At 45.2% G+C, this 15,012-nt stretch carries 10 protein-coding genes and 3 pseudogenes; all 13 read left to right on the top strand.

What is annotated here, in order from left to right; translation table 11 throughout:
- Positions 1-2: 2 nt before the first annotated feature.
- The 13 genes and pseudogenes from ppsE to AC0OMU_RS06445 all read left to right on the top strand — a co-directional run bounded on the left by ppsE (position 3) and on the right by AC0OMU_RS06445 (position 14,870).
- Positions 3-3,843, top strand: a pseudogene (gene ppsE / locus AC0OMU_RS06505) (plipastatin non-ribosomal peptide synthetase PpsE).
- A 107-nt stretch (positions 3,844-3,950) separates the two neighbouring features.
- A complete protein-coding gene (locus AC0OMU_RS06500) occupies positions 3,951-4,343 on the top strand; it encodes a DUF1360 domain-containing protein (protein WP_015383792.1) in 393 nt (130 codons plus the stop codon).
- Between the two features lie 135 nt (positions 4,344-4,478).
- A complete protein-coding gene (locus AC0OMU_RS06495) occupies positions 4,479-6,011 on the top strand; it encodes a glycoside hydrolase family 10-like protein (protein WP_474240991.1) in 1,533 nt (510 codons plus the stop codon).
- A 111-nt stretch (positions 6,012-6,122) separates the two neighbouring features.
- Positions 6,123-6,224: pseudogene (locus AC0OMU_RS06490) on the top strand (GNAT family N-acetyltransferase); the annotation flags it as partial.
- Positions 6,225-6,565: 341 nt separating this feature from the next.
- Positions 6,566-6,688: a hypothetical protein gene (locus tag AC0OMU_RS06485; RefSeq protein WP_284675385.1), complete on the top strand. Its 123-nt coding sequence runs from the start codon at positions 6,566-6,568 to the stop codon at positions 6,686-6,688.
- A gap of 105 nt (positions 6,689-6,793) precedes the next feature.
- Positions 6,794-7,100 (top strand): annotated as a pseudogene (locus AC0OMU_RS06480) (DUF5367 family protein).
- A 90-nt stretch (positions 7,101-7,190) separates the two neighbouring features.
- Positions 7,191-8,333 carry an acyl-CoA dehydrogenase gene (locus tag AC0OMU_RS06475; protein WP_474240990.1) on the top strand — a complete coding sequence of 381 codons (1,143 nt, stop codon included), beginning with the start codon at positions 7,191-7,193 and terminating at the stop codon, positions 8,331-8,333.
- 44 nt (positions 8,334-8,377) lie between these two features.
- Positions 8,378-10,027 (top strand): AMP-binding protein, encoded by a 1,650-nt coding sequence (locus tag AC0OMU_RS06470; RefSeq protein ID WP_474240989.1) that lies wholly within the window; start codon positions 8,378-8,380, stop codon positions 10,025-10,027.
- A 9-nt stretch (positions 10,028-10,036) separates the two neighbouring features.
- Positions 10,037-11,371 (top strand): acetyl-CoA carboxylase biotin carboxylase subunit, encoded by a 1,335-nt coding sequence (locus AC0OMU_RS06465; RefSeq protein ID WP_063335425.1) that lies wholly within the window; start codon positions 10,037-10,039, stop codon positions 11,369-11,371.
- A gap of 14 nt (positions 11,372-11,385) precedes the next feature.
- The gene (locus AC0OMU_RS06460; protein WP_063335424.1) at positions 11,386-11,607 is read left to right on the top strand and encodes an acetyl-CoA carboxylase biotin carboxyl carrier protein subunit; all 222 of its coding nucleotides are present in this window, start codon (positions 11,386-11,388) and stop codon (positions 11,605-11,607) included.
- 14 nt (positions 11,608-11,621) lie between these two features.
- Positions 11,622-12,521 carry a hydroxymethylglutaryl-CoA lyase gene (gene ldeG, locus AC0OMU_RS06455; RefSeq protein ID WP_015383785.1) on the top strand — a complete coding sequence of 300 codons (900 nt, stop codon included), beginning with the start codon at positions 11,622-11,624 and terminating at the stop codon, positions 12,519-12,521.
- 20 nt (positions 12,522-12,541) lie between these two features.
- Entirely contained in the window at positions 12,542-13,324 is a 783-nt protein-coding gene (locus AC0OMU_RS06450; RefSeq protein WP_474240988.1) for an enoyl-CoA hydratase, read from the top strand.
- Between the two features lie 10 nt (positions 13,325-13,334).
- Positions 13,335-14,870, top strand: a complete 1,536-nt coding sequence (locus tag AC0OMU_RS06445) for an acyl-CoA carboxylase subunit beta (RefSeq protein ID WP_080344200.1) — start codon at positions 13,335-13,337, stop codon at positions 14,868-14,870.
- Positions 14,871-15,012 lie beyond the last annotated feature (142 nt).

Genomic DNA, 15,012 nt, shown 5'->3' with positions numbered 1-15,012 from the left:
CCGTGAAGAAAGGTGCAGACACTATGGATAACATTAAAAAAATCAAGAACATTTATCCTCTGAGTCACATGCAGGAGGGGATGCTGTTTCATTCCTTCCTCCGTAAAGAGGAGGGGGCGTATGTTGAGCAGTCGCTCTTCACCATTAAAGGAAGCCTCAGCTATGACTGGTTCCAGCGCAGCATTCAAGCCATTATCGACCGCCATGATATTTTCAGAACCGTGTTTTTGCCGCACGTCCCGCATTTGTCGGGACCTCGGCAAGTCGTGATGACAGAACGTGAATTCCATTTGTACAGCGAAGACATTTCTCATCTGCCAACAAACGACCAGAATGAGTATATTGAACGCTTTAAAGAGAAGGACAAGCAAAAAGGCTTTGATCTGCAAAAAGACATGCTGATGCGGATTTCTCTATTCAAAACAGCTAAAGATGAACATGTCTGTATCTGGAGTCACCATCATATTTTAATGGACGGATGGTGCCTAGGTATTGTTATGCAGGAATTTATGCAAATTTATCAATCGATTCATGCAGGAAAACCGCTTTCATTAGACCCTGTCCGTCCGTACAGCACCTATATTTCCTGGCTGACAAACCGAGACAAAGAAAAAGCAGCGGCCTACTGGGATACCTATTTAAAAAACTACAGCACCCCATCACCTCTGCCTCGGGTGTCTGATAAAGAAACAAAAGAAGGTTATCACCGTGAAGATTTGATATTTTCATTAAATAAACCACTGACAGACAAGCTGAAAGAGGCTGCCAAACAACATGGCGTCACGCTCGCTACCCTTATTCAAACGGTCTGGGGTGTGATGCTGCAGCAATATAACCGCACAGACGACGTTGTGTTTGGCGCAGTTGTATCAGGAAGACCGTCAGAAATCCCGGGCGTGGAGCAAATGATAGGGTTGTTTATCAATACCATACCGATTCGAATTAAAACACATCAAGACGAAACGTTTCAAGGACTGCTCATACGATGCCAGAAAGAAATGCTGGAAGCTGAGCCGTTTACCTGCCAGCCTTTATTTGATATTCAGGCAAACACCGCATTAAAACAGGAACTGATTGATCACATTATCGTCTTTGAAAACTATCCGTTACAGCAGAAAATCGCCGATTCCGCTGATCAAACCGATTCACCGCTGCAAATCGATCAAGTTCAAGTATCCGAGCAATCAGGATATAACTTTAATCTTGTCGTTGCTCCCGGCGAAGAGCTTGTCGTCAAGTTCAGCTATAATGCGTTCGTTTACGATGCTGCCTGGATCAGCTGTATCAAGAGGCAATTTACGCAAGCGCTTAGCACAGCGGCACAGCACCCTCATATGCCAATTGCTGATTTTTCTTTTCTTGATGCAACAGAAAAAGTGCAGATTGTCACACAGTTCAACAATACAAAAACGGAGTATCCAAAGAATCATACAATTATCGATTTATTTCGCGAACAAGCAGAAAAGACGCCAGACCATACCGCACTTGTGTATGGCAATATGTCTATTTCGTATAAAGAGCTTGATAAACGCTCTAATGTGCTCGCCAGAGAGTTAATTCAAAAGGGATTTCGGCAAAACGAGACAGCCGGAATATTGGCTGCACATTCTCCCGAATTCATGATCAGTGTGCTTGCCGTTTTAAAAGCAGGGGGAGCATACCTCCCGCTTGATGCGGAGCTTCCTCCTGAACGAGTCAGCTTTATGCTTGAGGAAACGCAAGCAAAAATGTTGATTGTTCAAAAGGGGCTGGAGCAAAATGCTGTGTTCTCAGGGACATGTATCATTTCAGATGCGCAGGCATTGTCAGAAGAGAACGATATCCCAATCAATATCACCTCCAGCCCGGACGATCTTGCATACATCATGTATACCTCAGGATCAACAGGCCGGCCGAAAGGGGTCATGATTACGAATCGCAATGTCGTGTCCCTTGTCAGAAACAGCAATTACACGTCTGCGTCCGGTGATGACCGGTTTATTCTTACTGGATCTATCAGCTTTGACGCCGTCACCTTTGAAATGTTCGGGTCACTTTTAAATGGCGCAAGCCTTCATATCATTGATAAATCGACAATGCTGACACCTGATCGGTTTGGGGCGTATTTGCTTGAAAATGACATCACAGTGCTATTTTTAACTACAGCTCTTTTTAATCAGCTGGCACAGGTACGAGCTGACATGTTTCGCGGACTCCATACGTTATATGTCGGAGGAGAAGCACTCTCTCCTGCCCTGATGAATGCCGTCAGACACGCCTGTCCAGATCTCGCGCTTCATAATATTTACGGGCCTACGGAAAACACGACTTTTTCAACCTTTTTTGAAATGAAGAGAGACTATGCGGGGCCGATTCCGATTGGAAAACCAATCAGCAATAGCACCGCTTACATCTTAGATACAAAAGGACGTCTTTTGCCAATAGGCGTTCCCGGCGAGCTTTGTGTTGGCGGTGATGGGGTCGCTAAAGGCTATTTGAACAGAGATGACCTGACAAATGCTGTTTTTTCTCCTCATCCTTTCTTGTCTGGAGAAAGAATATACCGTACCGGTGATTTGGCGCGCTGGCTGCCTGATGGAAACTTAGAATACATCAGCAGAATTGACAGGCAAATGAAAATCCGCGGAAAACGAATTGAGCCTGCCGAAATAGAAGCGCGCCTGTTAGAAATGGAAGGCGTGCAGGAAGCAGCAGTGACATTGAGAGAAAAAGATGGAGAGGCGCAGCTGTACACTCATTACGTCGGTGATCACAAAAAAACAGATACGGATTTTCGCGCCGATTTGGCGCGTGTGCTTCCAGACTATATGATCCCGCAGCACTGGGTGCGTGTGGAGCGGATGCCGCTTACCGGAAACGGAAAAATAGACCGCAGCGCGCTGCCTATTCCAGAAAATAAGCCTGCCAAACGACAGAACATCATATTGCCAAGAAACTTGGTTGAAGAAGAATTGGCGAACATTTGGAAGCAAGTCCTCGGTGTTAACACAATCAGTATTGATGATGACTTCTTTGCTATTGGCGGACATTCACTAAAAGCACTGCAAGTCATACATACACTAAAACATCAGCAGAACATTGACATACCGATTGATTTCTTGTTCGAACATCCGACAATCGCTCAGCTTGCCGAAAAACTTTATTCTAAACAGCTGAGAGCGGCAGATGAACAGCATGTGATCAAACTGAACCAGCACGGCGCGCAAAAACTTTTCTGCTTCCCGCCGATATCAGGATTTGGCATTTATTTTAAAGACCTTGCTTTATTGCTGAATGAGAAGGCAGCCGTATACGGGTTTCACTTTATTGAACAAGACACCCGCATTGAACAATATGTTAATTGCATGACGGACATACAGCCTGAGGGCCCATACGTTTTATTAGGCTACTCTGCAGGCGGAAACCTGGCTTTTGAAGTGGCACAGGCTATGGAGCGCAAAGGATTGGAAGTCAGCGACTTCATTATTGTGGACGCTTATCTAAAGGAACAGTCTTTGCCTATCGATACCGGTAATGACGAATCTGCAGCATATCTGCCTGAAGCAGTCAGAGAAAAGGTGATGAAGAAAAAAAAGAAACTATCAGGCATATTGGGCACAATTGCTGAATGAAGGGCACATCAAAGCAAGCATTCATTTCATCGAAGCTGGAATCCACCCCGAAACCAGCGAGAATACAGGCTTAACGAAATGGGAAGGCGCCTGTGGAAACTATAGTGAGTACTCGGGTTTTGGCGCTCATAAAGACATGCTGGAAGGAACATATGCTGAAAAGAATGCTGACATCATCCTCGACATTTTAGAAAAGATCACTTCAAATAAAGCAATCCCGCACAAACAATAGAGCGGATTCGCGGACAGAGGCATTCTCTGTCCGCTTCTTTTTGTATCAAAGAATGGATCGATGACACTAGGGAATGATAACATCATCCTTTTTCTTGGAGGCTTGTCATGGATCATCTATCTTTTCTTACGTTTATCATGCTGATTCTAGCCAGTTACAGGCTGACACATTTGATTGTATTTGATAAAATCACAGAATTTATCCGAAAACCTTTTATGAAAAAGAAAAGGATTGTTGATCAAAACGGGCATGTAGATGAAAAAAGCGTGCCGGCTTCTAACTTTGGATACATGCTCAATTGCTACTGGTGTGCCGGTGTTTGGTGTGCCATCTTGATCGGACTCGGCTATCTTTTTTCGCCTCGTATTGCAATACCGGTGATATTTATTTTAGCCATTGCCGGAGCACAAGCGATCCTTGAAACGGCTGTCGGTGTCGGCGTAAAACTTATTGACGTGTTAAAAAGTCTGCAAACCATGATTAATGATAAAAAGTCCTAAAAGCGGTTCACAACATGCTTTAGGACTTTTTTCGTTTATTTAGTGAGATAGACATTCTGTTAATCACCCTTTTATAGCCCGGGAATACCGTAATAGCGAATAGTGAAAGTGATGTAATGGGGGAGAAGAAACAGAATGAAGGTTTGCCAAAAGTCGATTGTCCGTTTCCTTGTCAGCTTGATCATCGGAACGTTTGTCATTTCCGTTCCGTTTATGACCAATGCGCAGTCTGACAGGGAGCTGAGAGCCGTATGGATTGCTTCCGTATTAAATATTGATTGGCCGTCCAAAAAAGGGTTATCTGTGAAAGAGCAAAAACAGGAGTATATCAAACTGCTGAACGATGTGCAAAAAATGGGAATGAATGCCGTTATCGTTCAGATTAAACCGACGGCTGATGCCTTTTATCCGTCAGCCTACGGGCCTTGGTCGGAATACTTAACCGGTGTCCAAGGGAAGGACCCGGGCTATGATCCTCTTGCATTTATGATTGAAGAAACCCATAAACGAAATTTGGAATTTCACGCGTGGTTTAATCCTTACCGTATTACAATGAATCATACAGATCTTAATAAATTGTCTGAGGATCACCCGGCAAGAAAACATCCAGATTGGGTTGCCGCCTATGGAAACCAGCTGTATTATCATCCAGGCATTCCAGAAGCGAGAGATTTTATCGTCAAAGGCATTGAAGAAGTCGTAAAACATTATGATATCGATGCTGTTCATATGGATGATTATTTTTACCCTTATAAAATAGCAGGACAGGAATTTCCTGATCAAGCACAGTACGATCAATACGGAAAAGACGCTTTTTCTAATATCGATGACTGGCGGCGGGACAATGTGAACCAGCTTGTCAAACAAATCAACCAAACAATTAAAGCTGCAAAACCGTATGTCAAATTCGGCATCAGTCCCTTTGGAGTATGGAGAAACGCCGCAGATGACCCGACCGGATCGAATACAAAAGCAGGCGTCAGAAATTATGACGATCTATATGCAGACACAAGACATTGGATCCAAGAAGGCGACATCGATTATATTGCTCCGCAAATTTATTGGAGTATCGGCTTTAACGCAGCGGCTTACGACGTGCTGGCTGATTGGTGGAGCAATGAAGTCAAAAATAGGCCTGTTCACTTATATATTGGCCAGGCAGCATATAAAATCAATAACAATTTTGATCCGCCTTGGTCCGACCCTGAGGAATATGTGCGGCAAATCACTTTGAACCGCCAGCTTGAACTGGTGAAAGGAAGCATGCATTTCAGCCTCAAGGACCTCAACAAAAATCCGCTTGGCATCAAAGACAGGCTTATCGCCGATCTTTACAGCAAGCCGGCACTGGTTCCGCAAATGCCTTGGCTTGACAATACCGCCCCAAAAAAACCGAAGCTTACGAAAGTCACCGAAGACAAAAATGGCAATCTTCTGCAGATTAAAGATCACCCATCAAATCAAAAAACGAAAGAAACAGCCTATTATGCGATATACAGAGCCGAAGGGAAAAAGCAGAAAACATTGCTGGCAACGCAAAGAAAAACACATGAGCAGCAAACCTTCTTAGATAACACGGCAGATCCTAACAAGAAATATACGTATTATGTCACTTCAGCAGACCGGCTTCATAACGAAAGCAAGGCTTCCAAACGAACAACAAAATAAAAAATGAGAAGGACGGCTTTCTAAGTCGTCTTTTTTTAAAAGTGATTTTGGAGACAGGAAACGATGGTAAACCGCTGAATTTTTTAAAAAACAAAGGTGAGATTCACATGAATATTGGAGGCGGTGTTTGGACATTTTCCATTATTGGAATCTGAGAAACTAGTACTAAGTAAAATCGAGGAGAAACACGTACAGGACGTGTTTTCGATATATGATAATCGCAAAGTATTCGATTACTGCGGGATCATCCCAAAACATAACATAAAGACAGTACATAAAATGATTGGCGCCATCGGGCAATATTGGTCTGGCAAAGGCGTTGTCGATTTAGGAATCTACGGCATTCTTGACCATTCCATATTATTGTAATTGCAAGAGTTAATTATTGAACTAACTAATTTAGAAGCTGACCGTTACAGGATTTCAAAATAAACGGATCAAAGAGCAGCTAAGTCATCTGTTACAATCCGAAAATCAATATCTGACAGAAGAGCTCACTCAATTGTGAGGCAACATCTCCAATTGGCGGTATTTCCTTAACAACATGGGGGATCATGCTGAATGCTTTAATTGACGGGCTTGCCATCCAGTCTCTCGTCTCTGATGATTTTTCAACGGAAGATGTTTATCAGGAGCTTGAATGGTTGCTGGTGAAGCTGACTGAAAACATGATGTAACACGAAAGGAGATCGAACATGTTTACTCAATTAAGACTTGTCCTTACGTTTTCATTTCTAGTCTGGTTAGTTGCCACATTATTTTTTGTGCTGTACGGAGATGCTGTGTTGACTGATCCGGCTGAAGAAGCCTTTTTGCCGAACTTTCTTCTCTTGGGAGCGGGCACCGCTCTTGTTTTATGCCTTGTGTTCTTTCTCTATCAAAAACTCGATCAATCACAGTTCGCGGTGATCAAGCTAGGTATATGGGGATCAGCGGTCGGTTTATTGATTGATACGATTTCCCTTTGGAATCATCCCCTCATCCTCCCGGCTTTATCAAAGGGCCAAGTTATTGCGTTTGCGATATGGATGGTATGCGCCTTACTGCATGTATTTGCTCATTCCGCTGAAATTATCACATAAAAAATGATTCAGTTTTAATTTTCAGACTTTTCTTGTCAGGGAATGATTATAGAACTCGCCTAATAGGATGTTACAAAGATGTGAAGGAGGAAACGATGTGAATTTTGAGCTGACAAAAGAACAACAAATGGTGCGTGAAATGGTAAAAGATTTTGCGAAAAAAGAAATTGCTCCTCACGCTGAACATGTAGATCAAACAGGCGAGTTCCCGATGCAAACATTTGAAAAAATGGGTGAACTCGGTCTGATGGGTATTCCATTTCCAGAAGAATATGGCGGATCTGGCGGTGATACGATTTCATATGCCTTAGCGGTTGAAGAAGTCGGCAAAGCCTGCGGCAGTACAGGATTAAGCTATGCTGCAGCGGTCTCGCTAGGCGCAAGCCCTCTTTACTACTTCGGAACAGAAGAACAAAAACAGACGCATTTGACGCCGCTGGCTTCAGGCACAGCACTCGGATCATTCGGCCTGACGGAACCAAATGCCGGATCAGATGCAGGAGGCACTCAAACAAAAGCGATTTCAAATGGTGACGAGTATGTGATCAACGGCGAAAAATGCTGGATCACGAATGCAAGCTTCGCACGTACGGTGATTGTGACCGCAGTAACAGGCAAAAACAAAGACGGAAAAAACATCATTTCCGCATTGATCGTACCAACTGACACACCCGGACTTACGATTACGAGCCCGTACGATAAAATGGGCGTCCGCGGTTCGAATACAGCGGAAATTTTGCTTGAGGATGTAAGAGTGCCTGCGGCCAACTTACTTGGCGATCCAACAAAAGGGTTTAAACAGTTTCTATATACGCTGGACGGAGGGCGAATCTCCATCGCTGCTCTTGCAGTCGGCATTGCCCAAGCGGCCCTTGACGTATCATTGGCATATGCGAAAGAACGAAAGCAGTTTGGACAGCCGATTTCTTCCTTTCAAGCGATTCAATTTAAGCTTGCTGACATGGCGATGGAAATTGATCTGGCACGGCAAATGGTGTTAAAAGCCGCCTGGCTGAAAGACCATAACCGCCCGTTCACCAAAGAAGCGGCGTACGCCAAGCTATTCGCATCTGAAATGGCGACAAGAGCTTGCAATCAAGCCATTCAAATCCATGGAGGTTCAGGTTATATGAAAGAGTATGGAGTGGAACGGATGCTGCGGGACGCAAAATTAATGGAAATCGGTGAAGGCACATCTGAAATTCAGCGTCTCGTGATCGCCAGACAGCTTTTAAAATAAAAAATGTAAACGCTTTCCGATCATTAAGAAAGGAGGAGCAATGAATGGCTGAACTCATCCATTCCACAATCGGCAGGCTGCTGGAACAAACAGCTGATACGTATCCCGATCGAGACGCTGTTGTGTATCCAGACCGAAATATCCGCTATACGTACGTCGAATTTGACAGTCTGTGCCGTCAAACCGCTAAAGGGCTCATGCGAATGGGGATTGGAAAAGGAGACCACGTCGCCATATGGGCTTCTAATATCCCTGAATGGCTTGCCGTCCAGTTCGCAACTGCGAAGATCGGAGCCGTGCTCGTGACCGTCAATACCAATTATCAAGCACACGAGCTGGACTACTTGTTAAAGCAATCGGATGCCTCCGCGCTTATTATCATGGATTCATACAGGGGCACTTCTTATCCAGACATCGTGAGCAGTTTAATTCCAGAACTGCAAGAAGCAAAGCCCGGCCAACTGAAATCAGAACGCTATCCCTTTTTAAAAACGCTGATCTATATTGGCAATAAACGGTTGCCTGGCATGTATCATTGGGACGATACAGAGATATTGGCGAAAACAGTGACAGATGCTGAGCTTGAAGAGAGAATGAACAGCCTGGATAAAGACGATGTGATTAATATGCAATACACATCAGGAACGACAGGGTTTCCAAAAGGCGTGATGCTGACCCATTTTAATGTCATCAATAACGCTGCCAATATCGCTGAATGTATGGTTTTAACTTCTCAAGACCGCATGTGCATCCCGGTTCCGTTTTTTCACTGCTTTGGATGCGTGCTTGGGGTTTTGGCATGTGTATCCGTCGGGGCAGCCATGATACCCGTGCAAGAATTTGATCCCGTTACCGTCCTTAAAACGGTAGAAAAAGAGAAATGCACAGCGCTCCATGGTGTGCCTACCATGTTTATCGCCGAGCTGCATCATCCGGATTTTGATGCATATGATCTATCGACGCTCCGAACAGGAATCATGGCCGGCTCTCCCTGTCCAAGTGAAGTGATGAAAGCTGTGATTGAAAGGATGGGCATGAAAGACATTACGATCGCCTATGGACAAACCGAAGCCGCGCCAGTCATTACGCAAACGAGAGCAAATGATTCCTTCATAAGAAGAGTCGAAACAACCGGCCGCGCCCTGCCACATACTGAAGTGAAAATTGTAGAACCTGGGACATGTCAAGAAGTTCAAAGAGGCATGCAGGGAGAACTGTGCACCCGTGGCTATCACGTCATGAAAGGCTATTATAAAGACAAAGAAGCGACCAGAAAAGCAATCAATCTTGACGGATGGCTGTTTACCGGAGATCTTGCTGTCATGGATGAAGACGGGTACTGCCGCATCACTGGAAGATTAAAAGATATGCTCATCAGAGGCGGCGAGAACATTTATCCGCGGGAAATTGAAGAATTTTTATACCGGCATCCCGCTGTTTTAGATGTACAGGTCGTTGGTGTGCCTGACGCCAAATTCGGGGAGGAAGCTGCAGCCTGGATTAAACTGAAAGACGGTAAAAGCGTTTCACCTGATGAGCTTAAAGCCTATTGCAAAGGGAAAATCGCCCGCCACAAAATTCCGCGTTATGTTATTTTTACGGATGACTATCCGATGACGGCCTCAGGCAAAATTCAAAAATATAAACTGCGAGAAAAAACGATTGAAATGTTCAACCTATCATCAAGTCAATGAGGTGAAATCATGTTTACAAAAGTACTGATCGCCAACCGCGGAGAAATTGCAATGAGAATTATCCGAACATGCAGCCGTCTCGGCATTAAAACGGTCGCGGTTTATTCAGAAGCAGACAAGGACGCGCCCCATACAAAAGCTGCTACAGAAGCTTATTTGATCGGGGAATCGAGAGTCAGTGAAAGTTATTTAAATATAGAGAGAATCATAAAGACGGCGAAAAAAGCAAATGCCGACGCGATCCACCCTGGATATGGATTGTTATCAGAAAACAGCCGATTCGCTGAACGCTGCAAGCAAGAAAACATCGTGTTTATCGGACCTTCCCCTGATATCATCGCAAAGATGGGCAGCAAAATTGAAGCGCGAAAAGCAATGGAGGCTGCAGGTGTCCCTGTGGTGCCGGGCGTTTCTGAATCCCTCGGAGATATAGAGGCAGCCTGCCGCACCGCAAGTCAAATCGGCTATCCTGTCATGCTGAAAGCTTCAGCGGGCGGAGGCGGCATCGGAATGCAGCGTGTTGAAAATGAAGAAGCATTAAAAAAAGCGTACGAGGGAAACAAAAAGCGCGCAGCAGATTTTTTCGGTGACGGGTCGATGTATATAGAAAAAGTTATTGAACATGCGCGTCACATCGAGGTTCAGCTTTTGGCCGATCAACACGGCCATACAGTACATCTGTTTGAACGTGATTGCTCTGTTCAGAGGCGCCACCAAAAAGTCATTGAAGAAGCACCGTCTCCATTTGTAGACGATGAACTAAGAATGAAGATCGGGCAAACAGCGGTAAAAGCAGCGAAGGCAATCGGCTATACGAACGCAGGCACCATCGAATTTATAGTTGACCAGAAGCAAAATTTTTATTTCCTCGAAATGAATACGAGACTGCAAGTTGAACACCCCGTGACTGAAGAAATAACAGGCCTGGACTTAGTGGAGCAGCAGCTGCGGATTGCTGCGGGCCATACACTCACATTCTCCCAAAAAGACATCCAACGGAACGGGCATGCGATAGAGGTTCGAATATACGCGGAAGATCCCAAGACCTTCTTCCCGTCACCAGGTACGATCACTGCGTTTTCACTTCCTGACCAAAAAGGAGTCAGACACGAATGTGCGGTAGCAAAAGACAGCACCGTTACCCCTTTTTATGACCCGATGATTGCTAAGATGATTGTCAAAGGCCAAAACAGAACAGAAGCAATTGAAAAACTAGAGACAGCGCTCCGCGACTATCGTGTAGAGGGAATCAAAACAAATCTTCCGCTTCTCATACAGGCTGCGGCAACAAAGGCATTTAAAGAAGGGGATGTCACGACTGACTTTTTGAAACAACACCTATAAAGGAGGCAGTTGTCATGACGGTTAGCATACAAATGGCAGGAAACCTGTGGAAAGTCCACGTCAAAGCCGGCGACCAAATCGAAAAGGGCCAGGAGGTAGCCATTTTGGAATCGATGAAAATGGAAATCCCGATCATTGCAGATAGAAGCGGAATCGTAAAAGAAGTCAAAAAAAATGAAGGCGACTTTGTAAATGAAGGAGACGTACTGCTCGAACTGAGCGATTCCACTCAATAATTTGGAGGAAGACCATGTCATATCCTAAAAAAGTGACAATCAAAGAAGTCGGCCCGCGTGACGGCTTACAAAACGAGCCCGTATGGATCGCAACAGAGGATAAAATAACCTGGATCAACCAGCTTTCCCGGACAGGGCTGTCGTATATTGAAATCACATCCTTTGTTCACCCGAAATGGATTCCGGCGCTTCGAGATGCTATCGACGTAGCAAAAGGCATCAACCGTGAAAAAGGGGTAACGTACGCGGCACTTGTCCCGAATCAAAGAGGACTGGAGAATGCGCTTGAAGGAGGCATTAACGAGGCTTGCGTTTTTATGTCCGCCAGCGAGACGCACAACAGAAAAAACATCAATAAATCCACTTCTGAATCCCTTCATATACTCAAACAGGTAAACAACGACGCACAAAAAGCAAACCTCACAACAAGAGCCTACCTCTCGACTGTTTTCGGCTGTCCGTACGAAAAAGATGTCCCCATTGAACAAGTCATTCGCCTTTCAGAAGCTCTATTTGAATTTGGAATTTCTGAACTGTCGCTTGGAGATACGATTGGAGCGGCTAATCCCGCCCAAGTGGAAACTGTACTTGAAGCTCTTTTGGCACGATTCCCGGCTAATCAAATTGCCCTGCATTTTCATGATACGAGAGGAACAGCTCTGGCCAACATGGTCACAGCACTCCAAATGGGCATCACGGTGTTCGACGGCTCGGCAGGCGGGCTTGGGGGATGCCCATATGCGCCAGGTTCATCAGGAAACGCCGCAACTGAGGATATCGTGTACATGCTTGAACAGATGGATATCAAAACAAATGTAAAGCTCGAAAAACTGCTATCTGCGGCCAAATGGATTGAAGAAAAAATGGGCAAACCGCTGCCGAGCAGAAATTTACAGGTGTTTAAATCATCTTGATAAAAGGGAGGACGCATACAATGGGAGACTCTATTCTTTTTACTGTTAAAAATGAACATATTGCGTTGATCACCTTAAACAGGCCTCAGGCAGCAAATGCTCTTTCAGCGGAAATGCTTAGAAACCTGCAAATGATTCTTCAGGAAATTGAATTCAACTCAAACATCCGCTGCGTCATCCTCACAGGCACCGGTGAAAAAGCGTTTTGTGCAGGGGCAGACCTGAAGGAACGGATAAAACTGAAAGAAGATCAGGTTCTGGAAAGTGTATCTCTCATTCAAAGAACGGCGGCTTTACTTGATGCCTTGCCGCAGCCGGTCATAGCTGCGATAAATGGAAGCGCATTAGGCGGCGGACTAGAATTGGCATTGGCATGCGACCTTCGAATCGCAGCTGAATCAGCTGTGCTGGGACTTCCGGAAACAGGGTTAGCTATTATCCCTGGCGCTGGAGGGACCCAAAGGCTGCCCCGGCTGATTGGCAGAGGAAAAGCAAAAGAATTAATTTATACAGGCAGACGCGTGACCGCACACGAAGCAAAAGAAATCGGCCTTGTAGAGCATGTCACGGCTCCTTGTGACCTTATGCCAAAAGCAGAGGAACTGGCCGCAGCCATTTCTGCCAACGGGCCGGTCGCTGTCCGTCAGGCTAAATTTGCAATCAATAAAGGATTGGAGACAGATCTCGCTACAGGCCTTGCGATTGAACACAAAGCGTATGAACAAACCATCCCGACAAAAGACAGGAGAGAAGGGCTTCAGGCCTTTCAAGAAAAAAGACGGGCCGTATACAAGGGAATATAAAAGGGAGGCAATGCTCATGGATTATGAAAAGGAACGAACAGAACGGGCTGAACGGATTCGAAAAGGCGGAGCGGAAAAGTATCATCAAAGCAATCGGGAAAAAGGCAAGCTCTTTGTCAGAGAGCGGCTTTCCCTTCTCTTTGACGATGACATTGAGCTAGAAGACGCTTTTTTTGCGGAATGTATGTCAGACGGGCTTCCCGCTGATGGAGTTGTAACCGCTATCGGCAAAATCGGCGGCCAAACCGTTTGCGTCATGGCGAATGATTCAACAGTGAAAGCGGGGTCATGGGGAGCAAAAACAGTTGAAAAAATCATCAGAATTCAAGAAACCGCCGAAAAATTAAACTGTCCGCTCATTTATTTAGTCGATTCGGCAGGCGCCCGAATTACCGACCAAATCAATGTCTTTCCAGGGAGACGCGGTGCAGGAAGAATTTTTTACAATCAAGTCAAATTATCAGGACGCATTCCGCAAATCTGTCTGCTTTTCGGACCATCTGCAGCAGGTGGCGCTTATATTCCGGCCTTCTGTGATATCGTCGTTATGGTAGACGGTAACGCCTCCATGTATTTAGGCTCGCCAAGGATGGCGGAAATGGTTATTGGCGAAAAAGTGTCTCTCGAAGAAATGGGTGGCGCCCGTATGCATTGCTCAATCTCCGGCTGCGGAGATATTCTTGCAGAAACTGAAGAAGAAGCCATACAGCTGGCGCGGGCTTATTTGTCTTACTTTCCGGCAAATTTTCAAGAAAAAGCGCCCATTCATGAGAAACGCCCGCCAAAACACTTCGACACTCCGCTTGCCGACGTCATTCCGCAAAATCAAAACGCACCTTTTGATATGCATGAGCTGATTGAGCGGGTCATAGATGAAGACTCATTTTTTGAGATTAAAGCCTTATTTGCACCGGAATTATTGACGGGCCTCGCACGAATCCACGGACAGCCTGTCGGCATTGTTGCAAACCAGCCGAAGGTAAAAGGAGGCGTCTTATTCCACGATTCAGCAGACAAAGCGGCTAAGTTTATTACCTTATGTGACGCTTTTCATATCCCATTGCTGTTCTTAGCCGATATCCCCGGTTTTATGATTGGCACAAAAGTAGAACAGGCTGGGATTATCAGACACGGAGCGAAAATGATTTCTGCGATGTCGGAGGCAACTGTTCCAAAACTCTCTGTCATTGTCCGAAAAGCTTACGGGGCGGGGTTGTATGCAATGGCAGGGCCGGCATTTGAACCGGATTGCTGTCTAGCGCTCCCAACCGCCCAAATCGCCGTCATGGGCCCTGAGGCAGCTGTAAACGCTGTCTACGCTAAAAAAATCGCCGAGCTGCCAGAAGAAGAGAGAGCCGCATTTATCAGCAGCAAACGGGAGGAATACAAAGAGGACATCAATATCTACCGTCTGGCTTCAGAAATGATCATTGATGCTGTTATCCCAGCCAATTCGCTGCGTGATGAGCTGGCCAAACGGCTCAAGGCATACATGACAAAAGAAATGACATTTACCAATCGAAAACATCCGGTTTATCCGGTGTAAAAGCAAGAACTTAGGAGCGCAAAAATAGCGCTCCTTTATATATTTACAATAACAACATTATGTCAACTAATTACCTTTGCATAAAACGCTTGGTTTTTTAGAATAGTAAATAAAGGCTGCCGCACCTCTAGCGGCAATTGTC

This window comes from Bacillus sp. FAU18, from assembly GCF_056033885.1.
The sequence above is the reverse complement of the archived record's forward strand: the minus strand, read 5'-3'. Positions and strand labels throughout refer to the sequence as shown.